Genomic DNA, 18,021 nt, shown 5'->3' with positions numbered 1-18,021 from the left:
GAAGGAAAAAGAATGTTTACATTACCACCCATGCTGTTTATCATTGCGAAATGGATCTGTTTCGTTTTAGTAGTGATTGTTTTTGCCAATTTAATTTACTTTACTTGTCTCTCTCTTTTTGGGTTAATTAAACCCAAAAGAGAGTACAAGCTTGTTGCAGATAAGAAAAAATTCGTTTTTGTTGTTCCTGCTCATAATGAAGAAGAGGTTATTGAAGCCACGATCGAAAGCTTATTGAACCAAAATTATCGTAAGGATTTATATGATATTGTTGTTATTGCCGATAATTGCACGGATAATACGCTAGACATCATCCAAAGCTTTAATCAAGAAAACGTTGTTGCCTTTGAAAATACTTCGCTGCCGGATGAACCCAGAGGGAAACCCCATGCGATTGCCAAATATATTGCTACTGATCATTGGAAAAGCTACGATTATGTTGCCTTTATCGATGCCGACAATATTGTGGAATCGAATTATTTGAGAGAAATGAATGCTCAGCTGATTGCACATCCAGAATTTACCGCTGTCCAAGGATATTTAGGGATGAAGAATGTCTCCACATCCATAACAGCTACAGGCTATGCAGCGGTCTATTTTATTACGAATCGAGCAGTTCAATATGCGAATTACCGTCTAGGTTGGAATGCGGCGATTGGAGGAACTGGCTTCGTGCTGGATACAGTCTATCTAGCAGAGCGAGGCTGGAATCCTAGAAGCTACACTGAAGACTTTGAGCTTCAGGTCGAGCTTTCGATGGCAGGAAAGAAGAGTGGCTGGAACCATTTCGCAGTCGTGCATGATGAAAAACCGAACTCTTTTATTGCCAGTCATAATCAGCGCACGCGCTGGGCGCAAGGACATTGGTTTGTTGCTATTACTACTACAATGAAACAAATTACGACATTGTTTAAAGCAAAATCACTGCAGGAATTCCTTAGTAAAGTGGAAACATTATTCTATTCCTATTCAATGGTCAGACCAATTGCTTATTTGTGTATTCTATTGCTAATGCTGATAGATCATCGACTAGCTAACTATCTTCCGCATACCTTTTCGTTACTTATGTTTTGGTTATCCATCGAATGTCTGAACTTTTTTGTTATTCCAATAGTCTATTTTTCACAAGAAGCAGCCCCGTATTTCGATAAAAAGGAAGGGGTTATTGCTAAGCTATTATTTTATGTGCGCTTAACAATTGGTTTTGTCTGGAACTCTTTGACCTATATGATTGCCCAAGTGATCGGCTTTTTCACCTGGTTTAAACCGCAAAATAACTGGAAGAAAACTGTTCACAATGCTACTTTTGATAGATAGGAGCCTTTGATAAATGAAAAATAAAAAATTAGTGAATGCTTTGTTTCTCTCAAGTATGATTGTTTTTTTGACGTTTTTCTTTCTGACAACAATAAATTAGAAATGAACTGTATAGGACTACAAACAGGAAGCTTCTCGCTTATCATAGATAAGTGAGAAGATTCCTATTCTTTTATTAGCAGGAAAAGGAATAGTTTGTATGCCAATTTGGTTGCTAATTGATACAATCTTTTTGTATAGTTTAATTAAACAGAAAATGTAAGCCCTTACTTTTTCGGTGGGAAATGGAGGAGTGATAAAAAATGAGAGAAATTAGAGAGATAAAAATCGTTGAAATGGATCAATATTGTGAGATAGCTTTTCATTCTTACCCTAGTTATAAGGACTTTTCTGATGAAGGGAAGAAAGACTTTATTCGTGAAATGCTTTTTATGAGAAAGCACGATCCAGATATTCAATTTTGGGGGATGTTTGAGGGAAAGAAATTAATTGCTCAAATGCGGCTGCTGACCTTTAAAATGAATTTTCTGAATAAGACTATTCAAGTAGGCGGCTTAGGATCGTTAGCTGTTCATTTAATGTATAAAAGACAGGGGATTGCCCGCGAAATGATCGATTTTTGTGAAGAGTATTTCTTGGATCAAAAAATTCCTTTAGTTACTTTACTCCCTTTTTCGCCTCCTTTTTATTACAACAAAGGCTATGGCTATGGTACTAAAATGAATAGATATATTGTACCGACCAGTGTCTTGCCTAAATATGCAGGTGAAAATACATGTGATTTTGCCACAAAGAAAGAGATATCTAAATTAAAAAAAGCGCATTCAGAAATGCTGCATCAAACACATGGAATGGCGGAAAAGATGGCTTATGAATGGGAGAATAATTTTGCGGATCCAGAAAATCTGTTTATTAAAAGTGTTGATCAACAAGGTGAGACGGATGGGTACGCCATTTTCAAGTTCAAGAGTACCGATGCCGACAATTATACTAAAATTCAAATTTTAGTGAGGGAATTGGTTTATACAAACCGGGAAGTACTGTCTAAATTAATCGGCTTCTTTGCAAACCAAAGCGATCAAGCACAAACGATTGAGATAAAAACCTATGAAGAAGATTTTCACTATTTGTTCTCTAATCCCTTAAGCTGCTCAGAAAATGCTACGGAGTATGGCTATTTTGAAACAAATACGCAATATATCGGGAACATGTATAAAATAATTGACCTGCCTCTTATGCTGAAGCATGTAACGCACAGAAGGTATAACAACCAGAGTGTTTGCTTCACATTGACACTACAAGAAGGTTCTAGTGAACAGGTGTATAACATCGTGATAAAAGAAGGCGATATAGAAATAAAACGAACGAAGGAACCTTTTGATTTAAGTGTTGCGCTAACGCTGTCAGATTTCAGTTCAATTTTTGTTGGAGCGACGACATTTGGAAAAATTTACGCTGCGGGACGACTAGAGTGCTCTGATCCGAATAGAATAAAAAGCCTAGATGATGCTTTTTCTGTAGAACGAGGACCAGTTTGCTGGAGTGATTATTAACGAACTGAATAATAACATGAATTGAGTCGATAAACGAGGTGTGAGAGATCGCAGCATAGGAAAGGGCTCAATTCTTTTTTTTACTCAACTAGTAAGGGTTTTGTGATAAAAATATCAATATATTGCTTTTTATTATTAATAAATATGAAATTTTGGTTCTTCATTTTAGAAACCATATGATTCTGGTTTTCAGTACTCTATAATTTTAGAAAACGCATTCAACAAAGGGAATGAGGTGAAAATCCTCAACAGCCCCTTTCTACTGTATACGCAGACGAAATCAAAGAAAGCCACTTTAAGGGAAGGCTTGAGAGTAGGATGAAGCGAAGTCAGGATACCTTTGTTGAGAGCGAGTAAGAGAATGGATTGGGAAATTCTTTTATACTTCAGATGAGCAGAGGAAAATTGTGCCTTTTTTGTTGTATAAAGCCCTAATTCATTGGAATTAGGGCTATTTGGCATTTCTCAGATAGATAGAAGGAGAAGACAATGAGGATTCAAAGGATTGAGCATCGGATCATCCAATTATTGATCGTTTTATTTGGAATCAGCTTTTTGACATTTTCTTTGGTTCATTTTTCACCAGGTGATCCTGCTGAAATCATGTTGACAGAATGTGGAAATATTCCTACTCCAGAACTACTAGCTCAAGCAAGAAAAGATCTTGGATTGGATCAGCCATTATTCGTGCAGTACGGCAGCTGGTTAAAGGGAGTAATTACTGGGGATATGGGAATGAGCTATTCATTCAAAGTGCCGGTTTTTCAAAAGCTGATTGCTTGTTTAATCCCCACGATTGCCTTGGCGATAGTGTCGCTATTTATCATGGTCGTTGTTTCTATACCTTTTGGCTTTTTATCAGCAATTTATCACAATAAATGGTTGGACTATTTGATTCGCCTTTTTTCGTTTATCGGCATCTCAGTGCCAAGCTTTTGGATTGGCCTTATTTTGTTAAGAATCTTCGGAGTCAACCTTGGTTGGGTGACGGTATCTGGAGGGAGTGCGGATGCCCGGTCAATAATCTTACCGGCAGTGACCTTGGCTTTAGCTATGTCTGCTAAGTATACTCGTCAGGTTCGAGTCAGTGTATTGGAGGAATTGAATAAGGAATATGTGATAGGAGCAAGAATGCGTGGGGTTTCCGAGAAAAAAATTCTCTTTCGTCATGTTTTACCTAATGTATTGCTGCCGTTAATCACGATACTGGGTTTGTCCTTTGGCAGTTTGTTGGGAGGAACAGCGGTGGTGGAAATTATTTACAACTGGCCCGGATTAGGAAATATGGCGGTACAAGCAATCGCTTGTCGAGATTTTCCATTGATCCAAGGGTACGTTTTAATGATCTCTTTATTCTATATGTTGATCAACCTTCTTATAGATATGTTGTATCCAATGATAGATCCACGCTTAAAGGAGAAATAAGATATGAAAAGTTTTTGGAACCTTCTTAAAAGGAATAAGCAGTTGGCTATATCATTGATTTTACTATCAATGATAATTTTAGTGGCGTTATTCGCTGAAAAATTTGCTCCTTTTGATCCACTAGATGCGGATATGGATAAATCTTTGATAGCACCAAATGAAATCAATAAATTGGGGACAGATAAGCTGGGAAGGGATCTATTGTCAAGGGTGATTTTCGGGACGCGAGCGTCGCTAGGCTCCACAATGATTATGGTAGGAATCATTTTTGTGGTAGGAACATTATTAGGCATGATTGCCGGTTTTTTTGGTGGCTGGATCGATCCTATCATTATGCGATTAGCAGATATGATGATTTCCTTTCCCGGACTCGTCTTGGCCATTGCTATTGCGGGAGTGTTAGGTCCAAATTTAACCAATGCCGTGATTGCTATTACTGCTGTCAGTTGGACGAAATATGCAAGACTTTCTAGAAGCTTAGTTTTACGACTCAAAAAAAATGTCTATATGACCGCTGCTTTGGTGACAGGAGTCAGGAACCGTCGTTTGATGACTCACTATGTATTTCCTAATATTTTCTCGACGATGCTGATAACTGCAATGACAGATATAGGAACTTTAATGCTGGAGATTGCCTCGTTGTCATTTCTGGGATTTGGGGCACAAGCTCCCACACCAGAATGGGGACTAATGCTGAATGAAGGAAGGACTTATCTAGCAACCGCTCCTTGGTTGATGATCTATCCAGGATTAGCGATAGCGATTGTAGTGATTACTTTTAACCTTTTAGGAGATAGTATCAGTGATTTGATGGAACCCCCTCATTAGAGAGGACAAGAATTTGAGGCCGCTTTTTTGCAGACAAGAGGAGATGAAATAGATGAAGAAATGGTTGAATCACGGAATTAAGCTGATGCTGATGATTCTATTAATCAGCGGATTGGCAGGCTGTGGAAAGGAAAAAGAGGCGGAAAGTAAGAAAGGAACCGCAATGACATTTGGTGTTACTAGTTTTGCGGATACGTTAGAACCTACAGAGCAATATTTTGGCTGGGTAATTTCTCGATATGGGGTTGGAGAGAATCTAGTCCGATTTAATAAGGAAGGGAAGCTTGAGCCAAGTCTAGCAGAGAAGTGGTCTGTAAGCGAAGATCAATTGACCTGGAACTTCAACATTCGAAAAGGAGTAAAGTTCTCCAATGGGACTGATTTGACACCAGAGCTTGTCAAAAAATCTTTGGAGCGTTCCTTTGAGTTAAATGATCGATCTTCGACATTTTTTGAACTAGATTCGATTCACGTGGATGAAGAGAATATTCTTATCAAAACGAAAAAGCCCTCCGCAGTAGTTCCGGGAAGCTTAGCGGATCCATTATTTTTAATCGTTGATACAACAGTAAATACAGATTCCTTTGCGAAAGATGGTCCTATTTGTACAGGCCCGTACGCCGTTGAACGCTTTGATCCCACAGAAGAATGTAAGCTAGTAAAAAACGACTATTATTGGGACGGGGAAGTTCCATTGGCTGAGGTCACGATGAAATGTATTGATGATCAAGCCACTCGGTCAATGGCTTTGCAAAATGGTGAAATTCAAGTAGCCTATAACCTGAAAACAGAAAATATGGAAGAGTTCAAAAACAATAAAACGATAAAAATGCTGGAGTTAGACTCTTTACGGTCGACATATTCCTTTATGAATCAAAAAGGACCATTAAAGGATCTGAAACTGCGTCAAGCATTGATTCGCGGCTTAAATCGTGAAGCCTATGCGAAAAAGCTGTTAAGAGGCGGAGCAACTCCAGGAAAAGCTCCGATTCCTGCAACGTTAGATTTCGGTTTTGATGAATTAAAAGATGAAAATGCCTATGATCCTGAAGCGGCAAAAAAACTCTTAGCTGAAGCTGGCTATCAGGATAAGGATGGTGATGGGTATGTGGAAATGCCTGATGGTAAACCATTAGATTTAGAATTTGTTATTTATACGAGCCGTGAAGAATTGAATGTATACGCTCAAGCAGCTCAAGCAGATTTGAAAAATATTGGTATCAAAGTAACCTTGAATACGGTTAGCTATGAGACTTTGTTAGATATGCGGGATTCTGCCAGCTTTGATCTATTGATTTGGAATGTATTGGTTGCAAATACAGGAGACCCAGAAAATTATCTTAGAGAGAATTGGCACAGTAAGTCTCCATCTAATCAAGCAAACTACAAAAATGAAAAAGTGGATGCATTGATTGATGAGTTGGCCGTCACATTTGACGAAAATAAGCGCCGCAACTTAGTTATCGAAATACAACAATTAATAATGGATGATGCCGCAACCATCTTCTTTGGGTATGAAATCACGTATTTATTCTATTCAAATAAGGTAAAAGGAGCAGAATTGTATCCGATGGACTATTACTGGCTGACGAAGGAGATTGCATTTCAATAGAGAGTGAGAAGCGATGCTGAAAATTGAGAATTTATCGATCTGTTATGAAGGAAACTCGCAAACAAGCGTAGAAAATTTTAATTTAGAAGTTGCCAAAGGGGAGATTGTTTGTATCGTTGGAGAAAGCGGAAGCGGGAAATCGAGTATTTTGAAAGCCGTTTTGGGAGCCTTGTCAAAAAGTGTTCAAATAAAAGGAGAGATTATGTTTGAGGAACGCGCTCTTTTAGACCAAAGCTTATCTGAATGGCAAAATATACGCGGAACGAAGCTTTCAATGATTTTTCAAGATAGCAATGGTTCATTGAATCCGGTTCGGAAAATTGGCAAACAATATGAAGAATATATTATTCAGCATGAACCGATGAATACCTCCCAAGCAAGAGAAAGAGCAAAAGCGATGCTAAAAAAAATGGATCTTCATAATGCTGAAAATATTTTGAACAGTTTTCCACACCAGCTTAGCGGAGGAATGACTCAGAGAGTGAGTATCGCAATTGCACTGACATTCACTCCAGAAGTATTGTTGGCAGATGAGCCGACTAGCGCGCTTGATGTTGTTATACAAAAACAGGTAGTGGAAGAATTACTGCGTGTTCGAAAAAATTTTAATACTGCGATAGTACTGGTCACTCATAATTTGGCGTTGGGAGCATACATGGCTGATAAGCTGATTGTGATGGAAAAAGGCAGGATTGTTGACAGTGGAGCGGTACTAGATGTATTAGAACATCCGAAAAGTATCTACACAAAAAAATTATTAGCTGCTGTTCCTGAGCTGGAAAGGGAGGCCTATGTCTGAAACACTTTTAACTATTCAAGAGCTGACTAAGGAATATATTTTATCAAATGGAAAAAAGCTCACAGCCTGCAATGAACTCTCACTTTCAATAAAAAAGGGGCAGACGCTTGGAGTCGTTGGAGAAAGCGGTTCAGGAAAATCGACATTGGCAAATATGCTAATGCTGATAGAGAAGCCTACAAAAGGGAGTATTTTTTATCACGATAAAAATCTTCTTATGCTGAAGAAACATGAAATTCATCAACTTCGTCCGAATATACAAATTGTATTTCAAGATCCGCAAGCTTCTCTTAACCCTAAAATGAAGGTTATTGATACGGTGGTAGAACCATTGATAAATTACAAGAGGCTGGATAAAAAGAATAAATACGCGAAAGCGATTGAGTTGCTGCAGATGGTCGATCTTTCAGAAGATTATCTAAATCGATATCCTCGTCAGTTAAGTGGTGGTCAGTGTCAGAGAGTAAGTATTGCTCGCGCATTGGCTTTAGAACCTGAATTATTGATTTGTGATGAAGCGACATCGGCCTTGGATGCTTCTGTTCAAAAATCGATTATTGATTTATTGATCAAGCTGCAACAACAGACTCAAATGGCAATGTTGTTTATCAGTCATGATCTCGCATTAGTTCACTCGCTCACTGATGAGCTTCTAGTGATGAAAAACGGTGTTATTGTTGATCGATTATTTCAAGCTCAAGATATGATTAAATCAAAGGTTTCATATACGCAAAGCTTGCTAACATCTGTCTACTCTCTAAAAAAAGTTAAGGAGCAACTGATAAAGAATGAACAAAATAAAGAGTATACTCCATGAGCAAAATTCAGGAACAACCAATAACTTTTTCTGGCAAATCACGGGAACGGAATTAACTATCCCAATAACGATTATTAAGGGAAGATTTTCTGGTTCTACTTTATTGATTACGGCAGGTATACATGGTTCTGAATATCCAGGCATTGAGGCAGCTAGAAGGTTGCTCAAAGAAATACAACCAGAAGATTTTGCGGGAGCGATAATCATTTTACCATGTGTTAATCAAAGAGCTTTCTTTGCAAGAACAGCTTTTATTAATCCAATGGATGGAAAGAATATAAATCGCTGTTTTCCCGGAAAGGCTCGAGGATCAGAGACTGAAAAAATTACTTATGCTTTAGAAAAAGAAATTTTTCCGCTTGCTGACTTTTACTTAGATTTTCATAGTGGTGATTTGCCAGAGAGTCTTGAGCAATTTGTTTTTATTCCAAGTTTCGGGGCAAACTCTGTAGTTCAAACTGCTTATCGGGGAGCGAATCATCTGAAACTGCCATTTGGAGTAGTTTCTCACAGCCGGATTGGTAGCTGCACTTATGCGTGTTCGATTGGGTTGCCTGCATTATTAATCGAACGTGGTGGTTTTGGAGAATGCTTGCCTGAAGCAATTGATGGCTTTATTGACGATGCATATCAGATTATGGCTTTTTTAGAGATGATCGAAAAACGAACATCGGACAAAGAGGAATTACCACTAATCCGAAGCGTCCATTACTCCTACAGTCCGGTCTCAGGTCTTTGGCACCCTGCTCTTAGTGTAGGCATGGTGGTTAAAAAGGATCAGTTTTTGGGAAGTATAGAAGATTTCTTTGGAACGGTTTTATATGAGTGTTTTGCAGAACAAGAAGGGAAAATCTTGTATCAGGTAGGCAGCTTGGCAATAAATCAAGGGGAGCATTTAATTGCCTATGGACATTGACTGATGATTACATTTATTCAACTTAATATAGATACACCTAGATGCTCATTTTAAAGAACATAGAATAGCTCGCTGGAACAATTATTAAAAATTTTCAACCACCGAAAAAAGGTGAAGCCGTGAACAAAGGGAGGGCGAGAATTGTTCTTGATCGAGGCGCTAATTGTGTCGGAGGTCACAGTTCAGTCTTTTGACAAATAGAAGTCATTTTTTTATTCTATAGCCAGTGGAGGAGCTCCCGCTAATTGAATAAAACGAAATTACCAGGTGTATGGATGTACTGAAACAAAAAGCAGATAGCAGTTGAATATATGCAATCCATTAGGAGGTATTTTGATGACAAAAAGAATCTCACTTGAACAAGCCGCAATAGAATTTAGTGAAGCAAATGCACCTCACCCGCGAATTTATGAGTTGCCACCCGAGGAAGGGCGTGCATTATTAGAAGAAGTTCAAGAATCACCAGTAGAAAAACAGCCCGTTACGATTGAAGACGAAACATTGAATACCGGCAAATGGGGCGAGATCAATGTCCGTTTCATTCGACCAGAAGGCACGACGGAAAAATTGCCGCTGATCTTCTATATACATGGTGCTGGCTGGGTATTCGGCAGCGCGAAAACTCATGATAAGCTAGTACGAGAACTCGCAGTACGAACAAATTCTGTTGTCGTATTTCCTGAATACAGCCGCTCTCCAGAGGCAAAATATCCAACAGCTATTGAGCAAAACTATGCGATATTGCAGCAGCTGCCAGAGCTTGCCAAACAGAAAAATTTTGATGTGGATCACTTAACAGTGGCAGGCGACTCGGTCGGCGGGAATATGTCTATCGTAATGACGATCCTGACAAAGCAGCGCGGCGGTATTCCAATCAAGCAGCAGGTTCTTTATTATCCAGTAACGGATGCGAATTTTGATACAGATTCCTACAATGAATTTCAAGAGGATTATTTCTTGACCAAAGAAGGGATGCAATGGTTCTGGGATCAATACACGACAGATGAAAATCAGCGTAAGGAAATCACAGCCTCACCATTAAGGGCTTCTATCGAAGAGTTAAAAGGACTGCCAGCAGCCATGATTTTAAACGGCGAAGCTGATGTCCTACGCGATGAAGGCGAGGCCTATGCACGCAAGCTTCGTGAAGCGGGGGTTGAAGTAACTCAAGTTCGTTTCCAAGGGATGATCCATGATTTCGTCATGGTCAACTCACTCGATCAAACAAACGCTGCTCGTGCCGCGATGACCCTATCAACGGAGTGGATTAAGGAACGGAATAAATAAGCTTGAAATTAGATTTTTACTTGTAGAAGCCTTGCCAGTTCTAGAGCATCAAATAGTGAAGGCTTGTGTATGAAGCGAATTGATTGTTCAGTGCGATATTATGAAAAGTGAGGCTCTATTCAGTCTTAACTGGTGGAAGAAAAGTTCTCCTATAGCTGGACTGATGGGTGATAAATAAATTTAGGCAATACCAAGATACTTTGAGTGGTGTTTTGGTATTGCCTTTTTTGCATTTGCGAAGATAAAAGGAATGGTTTGTATAAATAATAGCTCGATGATCCTGAACAGATGCTTTCTCTTTTTATAAATAGAACTGGCTGTGCTTTAAAAACTAAGTATTTAAAAGTTTTCAGTTTTTCTCTCAATATTAGGATGGTAGATAATTTTCTATTGACAGAGCTCTCTCGAGTTGTATCCTTATACAAAAGGTGGTGTTCCAATTGTTAGATAATCCAATGCAATATGTGTTCAATTATGAGTTTAGAGATGTTACGGTTAAGGACTTGGTCAAGTCTAAAAAACTTGAAGCAAGTGAGGTATATGCAGATGAATTAAGCTTGGATAATATAATCAAAAGTGCAACTGTTATGGATGTAGAAGATATTGTTCCTTGGTTGCATGAAGGAGATGTTGTTTTTATTAGTAGATTCATGAAAAATTGCTTTACTAATATTTTTATTCAGCGAATTCTACTAAAAAAAGTATCGTGTGTTATAACACAAAAGAAGTTCAAAAAATATGTGACAGATGAGCAGTTTGAGTTATTGAAGAAGAACAATCTACCGATTATTTTTGTCTCAGATTCTTCATCTTGGAGTGATTTGATTGTTGCGATACAGAACTTGATTATTCAAAACCAGACCCATTATTTAGTTGAGAATCAAGAGTTTCAAAATTCTATTATAAATTATTTATCGAGTAGTAGTTCTCAAAATAGTTTATGTGATATTGTGCACAGTCTAACTGGAATAACTATCGCAATCACGAATCGTAATCTTCAGCTAGTGGATTACTCAAAAGATAATGATTGGGAATCGGACTTAGCTGGATTAACAAAAAAAGAGTTAGTCGAAAAAAAAGCAATCGGAGAAAATTTTAATGAATTGCCAATATTCGGGTTTCACTATTCAAGAGAAAGCCAAGCAGAAACACCTGATTATTTTGTTATTCCTGATCGTTTATCAAGATATGGTGCATGTTTTTATATCATCGTTAAGCATAAAGAAGAGACTTTATATTTATCTCCTCAGATTATAGGTCGAATAGAAACAGTGGAGTCAATTTACTCATTGAAGCATAGTATTATCTCAGATTTGAGAAAGTCCAATTATTATTTTAAGACGGTAGTTTTTGAAGATTTATTGGAAATGGAAGAGAGAGATGAAAAGAAACGCCATCATATCAGTTTGAATTTGAAACAAGACTTGAAAGAATATTATCACTTAATAATAATAAAAAATGCCAAAGACAATACGATTTGCAAAAATGTTGATTTATTAACAGGCTTTATTGATTATATTAAGCACAAGGGGTTTGCTGATGATGAGCTTCTACTGTTTGTTTATAAAGAGCATTGGATCATTTTGATTGATGATTCCATCCATTCTATTAAGAAGACCGGTGATACAATTTATGAGTTACTGGTTACATATTTTGAGAATGATGGATTTGTTATAGGAATCAGCAATCTACACCATTATTGGGAGTTAAAACAGGCGTTTAATGAAGCCTCATTTGCTGTTGATTATTTGGTCCATAATAGTAATTCCCAATCAACATTGCTATACAATGAGTTAGGAATAATTAAGCTTTTTACAGACCAGAATAGTCAAATCAATAGTGTTTATACTAATGAAATGTACCGAACTTTTTTGAAGCCTGTTTTAGAGTATGATAAGGAGCAGCAAACGGCATTATATGAAACCTTGGTCACATTTTTTTCCAATGACTTGTCTTTCGTAAAGACGAGTGCAACTCTGTTTATCCATGTGAATACCTTAAGGGCTCGAATAAAAACAATCGAAAAAATTTTGAATGTAGATACAAATCGAATTGATAGCCTAATGAATATACGGTTGGCAGTTCTATTGTATCAGTTTGGGTATTTTGAAAAAATAGAATAGTCATTGAAACAGGCCTTACATAAATTGTAAGGTCTTTTTTGATTTTTACTAGGCAAGTCTCCTTTGTTTGTTCATACAATTGTAAGCCTTTTCTTTTGTGTATTTAGCTAATTCATTTTTAGAGTAGATTCTTCTAAACTTAAATTGTTCATAATTATTGTTCTGTAGAACATTTGATAAAACAGCTAGGAGTGCGCAACCAAAATTAGCTTCGAAGGGGAGTATGTATAGAAGTACTTGAAAATAAGTAAGAACATTATAGAAGGGAGTGTCTAGTAGTATGGTTGACGATACAACAAAAAGTAAAAAGAAAATGAAGGGACTCAATTCCTTTGTTGTCATGTTTGTTGTAATGGTCTTTATAACGCTTTTAACATGGGTAATCCCAGGCGGGGAATACCAATTGGACAAAGCAGGCAACGCAATAGCAGGAACTTATTCTGCTTTGCCTTCAAATAAACAAGGGCTGTGGGATATTATTGTGGCCCCGATTATTGGAATGGTCGGTAATAGTGCAGTTAGTGGAGCAGTCGCCATTTCATTATACGTTATGCTTTTCGGAAGTTTTCTAGAAATGATGGATGAAACAGGAGTTATTGGGTTAGTTTTGAAGTCTGTTTCAAAGCGATTTGAAAAGCATCCTTATGTGCTTATTACCGTCTTAACATTCATTATGGCTTTTTTAGGAACAACCCAAGGTTCCTATGAAGAAGGGTATGTTTACGTCTCATTGTTCCTTCCAATTTTTTTAGCACTTGGAATGGACTCTATTACTGTATTAATGATCACTGTTTTTGGGACGCAAATTGGGTGTGCGTCTTCTGTGATAAACCCTTTCTCAACCGGGATAGCGTCAGATATTGCGGGAATCTCATTTGGTAGTGGGATAATGGAAAGACTGTTGATTTTTTTCGTATTAACCGGTTTTGTTTCATTTATAATTTGCCTTTATGCGAAAAGTGTCAAAGCTCATCCAGAGCGTTCTATCCAATTTTTTAGGCGCGATGACGATTTACTTGAGTTTGGTGGAGGATCAGAAAATTCTGACAATGATCAGTCAATGAGTGGAAAGGAAAAGTCCTTAGTAGCGGTATTCATTAGCACCTTTGTCATCATGGTTTTAGCGTTATTTCCATGGACATCTATAAATGAGAATTTCACACTTTTTCAAGATATCGCAGAATGGATTAATACCACACCTATTATTAACACGATCATCGGCAGTGATGTCGTTGCATTTGGAGATTGGTACTTTGTAGAATTATGCGGCTTAATGCTCATTATGAGTATTATTTCAGGGAAGGTCGCTGGATTTTCAATTGATAAAATAATCAAGATTATTATGAAAGGTGCTGGAGCATTAATTTCAACAGCATTGATGGTTCCTATGGCAAGAGGCATACAAGTATTAATGACGCAAGGAAATATTACGGCAACAATTTTGAATGCTACAGAAAAAAGCATCGGCTCATTACCATTAATCATTTTCGTCATTTTTGCCTTTGTCATTTATCTAGTGTTTGCTTGTTTTCTTCCTAGTTCAACTGGACTTGCTGGAGCGACTATAGCAGTCATGGTTCCGTTAGGGAGTTTTGTAGGCGTTGAGCCTTTCATTATGATCATTATTTATAATTTTGCTTTAGGGATAGCGAAGATGTTTACGCCAACCTCGATTATTGTTATGACCTGTACGCAATATGCAAAGATAGACTATTTGTCTTGGGTTAGAGGTGTTTGGAAACAATTAGCCATGATTTTTGCAGTTTGTTTAGCGATTGTTTTACTTCTAGTCATCGTTACCTAAGTAATTAACTAAAGGAATATATCAATTTAAGTCAATGAACATTCATATTAAAAAATGAGTTAAACGGAGGAGAAAAAATGACAGTATCAATTAAAGGAAGACACTTTTTAGCTTTGGAGGATTTTACTCCTGAGGAGATTCGCTATTTGCTTGATCTAGCATTACAATTGAAAGAAGAGAAACATGCAGGAAAAAATCAACAGGAATTTATCGGAAAAAACTTATTGATGCTTTTTGAAATGAATTCTACTCGAACACGATGTGCTTTCGAGACCTCTGGCTGTGATCTTGGAATGGGGACGACATTTCTGTCTAATTCACATTTTGGGGAAACAGAGACGATTAAAGATTCGATGAGAGTATTTAGCAGCATGTATGATACCATCGGTTATCGTGGAGCTAAACATAGTACTTTATTGGAAATGACAAAGCACAGTACGATTCCAATTATTAATGGGTATACCGATCACCAGCATCCTACACAAATGTTGGCCGATGCGATGACTTTAGATGAAATATGGGGACGTGAAGGATACAAAGGAAAGACATTATGCTTTATTGGTAGAGGTGGAGCCGTTAATTCCTTTTCTTACGGTGTGATTTGCGCGATGCTAGGGATGAATTTCACTTATATCACTTCTTATATGGATTTAGAGGAAGCAATGGACGGCTTAACTCAGGCGCAACGTGACCTTTTCCATCAATTTGTACCAGAAGGAGAAGTATCACCTAACTGGAACACTAAAATGGATCCTAAAAAGCGCAAAATTGTGGAAGATTTATTTGCTAAGTATAGCCCAGATTGCAAATTTATTGAAACCGATAACATTGATGCAATTAAAGGTGTCGACATTATTACGACGGAAAATTGGGGGTTCTTTACCGATCCAGTTGAAACATGGTTACCTGGAATTATTCGTTTCCGACCTTATCAAGTTAATCGTGAGCTTATGGAGCGCACAGAAAATCCGAACTGTATTGCTCTTCACATGCTTCCAGCAACACATAATATGGATCATGCCTCTGGTCAAAGGTTGCTTACTGCGGTAGATGACAAAGATTTACAAGAGTTTCTGAAGAAAGGAATGGAAGTAACGGACGAGGTCTTTGAAGAAAATGCAGCGCATATTTTTAGAGAGGCTGAAAATAGATTGCATACTATTAAAGCAGTTATTCGTGCTGTTCAATAATTTTTTATCCAAAACAAGGAGGAAGTTATGAATAATTTAGAGTATAAAGAACTAGATTACAAGGATTTTAGATTTCCGGGTGAGTTTGAACCCCAGGAAGCAGTAATCCTAGGCTGGCCAGAAATGGCTGAATGTGTTAAAGGGTACAGTCTTCATCAGGCTTTTGCACAATTAATTAAAATTATTGTTGAACAAGCTAATGATGTAACCGTTTATGTAAACTGTCCAAAAGAAGAGATGGTAACTAGTTGTAAAAAAGCTCTTGCTGAAGAAAAAGTAGACATCGAAAAAGTAAAAATTACTACGTATCCTGATGGCAGTAATTGGACAAGAGATTATGGACCAGACATGATGGTGGACGATAGAGGAAATAAGATTTTAGCTAATCCACGCTTCAATATGTATGGGCAAAGTACAATTGACAGTACTACTTCACAACTTTGTGCAAGATTTGCTCCTCATTTAGCATTAGAAATGGGGTATAGAGATTTTGTTAATTCAACATTGATTACTGAAGGCGGCGACAAAGAGTTCAATGGTAATGGTGTCCTGATGACACTAAGAGATACGGAGGTAACTAAGCGCAATCCGCATATGTCTACAGAAGAAGTGGAAAAAGAGTTAAAACGATTGTTCAATGTCAAGAAAGTTATATGGTTTGAAAAAGGTGTTTTTGATGATGAACTAACCACTTCAGGTGTTTTGGACTATGTAGATGGTGAGCCCGTTTACCGCTCTTCTTCTGCGAATGGGCATATTGACGAGTTCTGTCGATTTGTTGATACGAATACGATTATATTAGCCGAAGTTACAGAAGAGGAAGCAGCAACAATGAACTCACATAGGATCACGAAAGAACGTCTAGACGCGGCGTATGAAATCCTAAATAATTCTACAGATGCTGCTGGGCAGCCATTCAAAATTTTGAGAATGCCCATCCCTGAGCCATTTTATGTTCATACAAAGAAAGGTGATTGGATTAATGACACTTGGACTTGTCGCTACAGCGAAGGCGGCGACTATTTGGATGATGGAACACCGATGCCTCACGGAGATATGGTTATGCAGCCGGCCTTAAGCTATTGCAACTTTTTAATCTTAAACAATATTGTAATTGCTCAATCCTATTGGGAGGAAGGTCGACCAGAAAGCATTAAGGAACTGGATAAACAAGCATTAGCGGTTTTACAAGAGGCCTTTCCTGATCGGAAAATCGTACCATTCGTTAGTACAGCATTAAACATTCGCGGTGGCGGCGTTCATTGTGCAACAAAGAACATACCAATCTCAGCCAAATAATTGATAAAAGCTAATATCTCAGCACTGAATCAACTGTGTTGAGATATTCATGATTAAGGAGTCCTATATATGACGAAACCTAAAATTGTAATTGCGTTAGGCGGGAATGCCCTGCAATCAAAAGAGAGTGAGGCAACTGCAGAAGCACAACTAGAAATTGTACGAGAAACTTGTGAGCATATAGCTGAAATTAGCGGCCGCGGATATGAAATGACTATTGTACACGGGAATGGACCTCAAGTTGGACGAATCATCTTAGCCAGTGAGACGGCCAAAGATGAAGTACCTCCGATGCCTTTTGATGTATGTAGTGCAATGTCACAAGGCTATATTGGGTATCATCTTCAACAAGCGCTGAAATATGCACTTAATAAACGGAATCGGAATGTTCCAGTAGTAACAGTCGCAACACAAATGATTGTAGAGCCAAATGATCCAGCGTTTCAAACACCGAATAAACCAATTGGACCATTTTATTCTAAAGAAGAAGCGACATTACTTGAAAAAGAAAAAGGGTATGATTTGAAGGAAGATGCTGGACGTGGGTGGCGTCGTGTCGTTGCTTCACCTTTGCCAAGAAAAATTGTTGAGATTGATGCAGTAAAAATGCTGTGGAACAATGCAATTGTGATTACCTGTGGCGGCGGCGGAATCCCAGTAATTGAAAAGTCAGATGGACTATTAGAAGGAGTCCCGGCTGTGATTGATAAAGATTACGCAGCTGAACTTTTAGCTGAACAAGTTGAGGCGGATTTTTTACTCATTCTTACAGAAGTAGAAAAAGTGGCAATTAATTTTAATAAGCCTAATCAAAAAAACTTAAGCAGCATGAGTCTCACAGAAGCAACCAAATATGTGGAAGAAGGCCATTTTGCAGCAGGTAGTATGTTGCCAAAAGTTCAAGCAGCAATGAAATTTGTTAGAAGTAATCCGTCAAAAAAGGCAATTATTACTTCGTTGGACAAAGTAATAGAAGCTTTAGATGGTAAAACTGGAACACATATTACATTTGCTTAGATAGTCAAATTGCTTCAAGGCTACTTATTAATCG

14 protein-coding genes and 1 riboswitch are annotated in these 18,021 nt (G+C 37.8%); all 14 genes read left to right on the top strand.

Annotation, left to right across the window (positions count from 1 at the left end; translation table 11 throughout):
• Positions 1 to 12 precede the first annotated feature (12 nt).
• The 14 genes from IGI67_RS24990 to arcC all read left to right on the top strand — a co-directional run bounded on the left by IGI67_RS24990 (position 13) and on the right by arcC (position 17,987).
• Complete coding sequence (locus IGI67_RS24990; RefSeq protein WP_207107620.1) at positions 13 to 1,317, top strand: glycosyltransferase family 2 protein; 1,305 nt, start codon at positions 13 to 15, stop codon at positions 1,315 to 1,317.
• A gap of 302 nt (positions 1,318 to 1,619) precedes the next feature.
• On the top strand, positions 1,620 to 2,870 hold the full coding sequence (locus tag IGI67_RS24985) for a GNAT family N-acetyltransferase (protein ID WP_429959762.1): 1,251 nt from the start codon (positions 1,620 to 1,622) through the stop codon (positions 2,868 to 2,870).
• A gap of 182 nt (positions 2,871 to 3,052) precedes the next feature.
• Positions 3,053 to 3,230, top strand: a riboswitch (cobalamin riboswitch).
• A 129-nt stretch (positions 3,231 to 3,359) separates the two neighbouring features.
• Positions 3,360 to 4,295 (top strand): nickel ABC transporter permease, encoded by a 936-nt coding sequence (gene nikB / locus IGI67_RS24980; protein ID WP_429959761.1) that lies wholly within the window; start codon positions 3,360 to 3,362, stop codon positions 4,293 to 4,295.
• 3 nt (positions 4,296 to 4,298) lie between these two features.
• Positions 4,299 to 5,123 carry a nickel transporter permease gene (nikC, locus tag IGI67_RS24975; RefSeq protein WP_429959760.1) on the top strand — a complete coding sequence of 275 codons (825 nt, stop codon included), beginning with the start codon at positions 4,299 to 4,301 and terminating at the stop codon, positions 5,121 to 5,123.
• 52 nt (positions 5,124 to 5,175) lie between these two features.
• On the top strand, positions 5,176 to 6,735 hold the full coding sequence (locus IGI67_RS24970; protein ID WP_429959759.1) for an ABC transporter substrate-binding protein: 1,560 nt from the start codon (positions 5,176 to 5,178) through the stop codon (positions 6,733 to 6,735).
• A gap of 13 nt (positions 6,736 to 6,748) precedes the next feature.
• Positions 6,749 to 7,534 carry an ABC transporter ATP-binding protein gene (locus tag IGI67_RS24965; RefSeq protein ID WP_429959758.1) on the top strand — a complete coding sequence of 262 codons (786 nt, stop codon included), beginning with the start codon at positions 6,749 to 6,751 and terminating at the stop codon, positions 7,532 to 7,534.
• The gene (locus IGI67_RS24960; protein ID WP_429959757.1) at positions 7,527 to 8,351 is read left to right on the top strand and encodes an ABC transporter ATP-binding protein; all 825 of its coding nucleotides are present in this window, start codon (positions 7,527 to 7,529) and stop codon (positions 8,349 to 8,351) included. Before IGI67_RS24965 ends, IGI67_RS24960 begins: the two co-directional genes overlap by 8 nt.
• Complete coding sequence (locus tag IGI67_RS24955; RefSeq protein ID WP_429959756.1) at positions 8,323 to 9,267, top strand: M14 family metallopeptidase; 945 nt, start codon at positions 8,323 to 8,325, stop codon at positions 9,265 to 9,267. Before IGI67_RS24960 ends, IGI67_RS24955 begins: the two co-directional genes overlap by 29 nt.
• 336 nt (positions 9,268 to 9,603) lie before the next feature.
• Positions 9,604 to 10,554: an alpha/beta hydrolase gene (locus IGI67_RS24950; RefSeq protein WP_429959755.1), complete on the top strand. Its 951-nt coding sequence runs from the start codon at positions 9,604 to 9,606 to the stop codon at positions 10,552 to 10,554.
• A 440-nt stretch (positions 10,555 to 10,994) separates the two neighbouring features.
• The gene (locus IGI67_RS24945; protein ID WP_207107623.1) at positions 10,995 to 12,677 is read left to right on the top strand and encodes a helix-turn-helix domain-containing protein; all 1,683 of its coding nucleotides are present in this window, start codon (positions 10,995 to 10,997) and stop codon (positions 12,675 to 12,677) included.
• A 280-nt stretch (positions 12,678 to 12,957) separates the two neighbouring features.
• Positions 12,958 to 14,481 (top strand): YfcC family protein, encoded by a 1,524-nt coding sequence (locus IGI67_RS24940; protein ID WP_429959754.1) that lies wholly within the window; start codon positions 12,958 to 12,960, stop codon positions 14,479 to 14,481.
• A 77-nt stretch (positions 14,482 to 14,558) separates the two neighbouring features.
• Positions 14,559 to 15,671 (top strand): hypothetical protein, encoded by a 1,113-nt coding sequence (locus IGI67_RS24935; protein WP_207107625.1) that lies wholly within the window; start codon positions 14,559 to 14,561, stop codon positions 15,669 to 15,671.
• Between the two features lie 27 nt (positions 15,672 to 15,698).
• Positions 15,699 to 16,970 carry an agmatine deiminase family protein gene (locus IGI67_RS24930; protein ID WP_429959753.1) on the top strand — a complete coding sequence of 424 codons (1,272 nt, stop codon included), beginning with the start codon at positions 15,699 to 15,701 and terminating at the stop codon, positions 16,968 to 16,970.
• A 69-nt stretch (positions 16,971 to 17,039) separates the two neighbouring features.
• On the top strand, positions 17,040 to 17,987 hold the full coding sequence (gene arcC, locus IGI67_RS24925) for a carbamate kinase (RefSeq protein WP_207107627.1): 948 nt from the start codon (positions 17,040 to 17,042) through the stop codon (positions 17,985 to 17,987).
• Positions 17,988 to 18,021: the final 34 nt, after the last annotated feature.

The organism is Enterococcus sp. AZ196 (genome assembly GCF_050498845.1).
In the GTDB taxonomy this organism is placed as follows: domain Bacteria; phylum Bacillota; class Bacilli; order Lactobacillales; family Enterococcaceae; genus Enterococcus_A; species Enterococcus_A murrayae.
Note: the sequence above shows the minus strand (reverse complement) of the source record. Positions and strands in the feature narration are given on the sequence as shown.

Coding starts and splice junctions, on each gene's coding strand:
- IGI67_RS24990 (WP_207107620.1), top strand. CDS start 13: ATGTTTACATTACCACCCATGCTGTTTATCATTGCGAAATGGATCTGT.
- IGI67_RS24985 (WP_429959762.1), top strand. CDS start 1,620: ATGAGAGAAATTAGAGAGATAAAAATCGTTGAAATGGATCAATATTGT.
- nikB (WP_429959761.1), top strand. CDS start 3,360: ATGAGGATTCAAAGGATTGAGCATCGGATCATCCAATTATTGATCGTT.
- nikC (WP_429959760.1), top strand. CDS start 4,299: ATGAAAAGTTTTTGGAACCTTCTTAAAAGGAATAAGCAGTTGGCTATA.
- IGI67_RS24970 (WP_429959759.1), top strand. CDS start 5,176: ATGAAGAAATGGTTGAATCACGGAATTAAGCTGATGCTGATGATTCTA.
- IGI67_RS24965 (WP_429959758.1), top strand. CDS start 6,749: ATGCTGAAAATTGAGAATTTATCGATCTGTTATGAAGGAAACTCGCAA.
- IGI67_RS24960 (WP_429959757.1), top strand. CDS start 7,527: ATGTCTGAAACACTTTTAACTATTCAAGAGCTGACTAAGGAATATATT.
- IGI67_RS24955 (WP_429959756.1), top strand. CDS start 8,323: ATGAACAAAATAAAGAGTATACTCCATGAGCAAAATTCAGGAACAACC.
- IGI67_RS24950 (WP_429959755.1), top strand. CDS start 9,604: ATGACAAAAAGAATCTCACTTGAACAAGCCGCAATAGAATTTAGTGAA.
- IGI67_RS24940 (WP_429959754.1), top strand. CDS start 12,958: ATGGTTGACGATACAACAAAAAGTAAAAAGAAAATGAAGGGACTCAAT.
- IGI67_RS24935 (WP_207107625.1), top strand. CDS start 14,559: ATGACAGTATCAATTAAAGGAAGACACTTTTTAGCTTTGGAGGATTTT.
- IGI67_RS24930 (WP_429959753.1), top strand. CDS start 15,699: ATGAATAATTTAGAGTATAAAGAACTAGATTACAAGGATTTTAGATTT.
- arcC (WP_207107627.1), top strand. CDS start 17,040: ATGACGAAACCTAAAATTGTAATTGCGTTAGGCGGGAATGCCCTGCAA.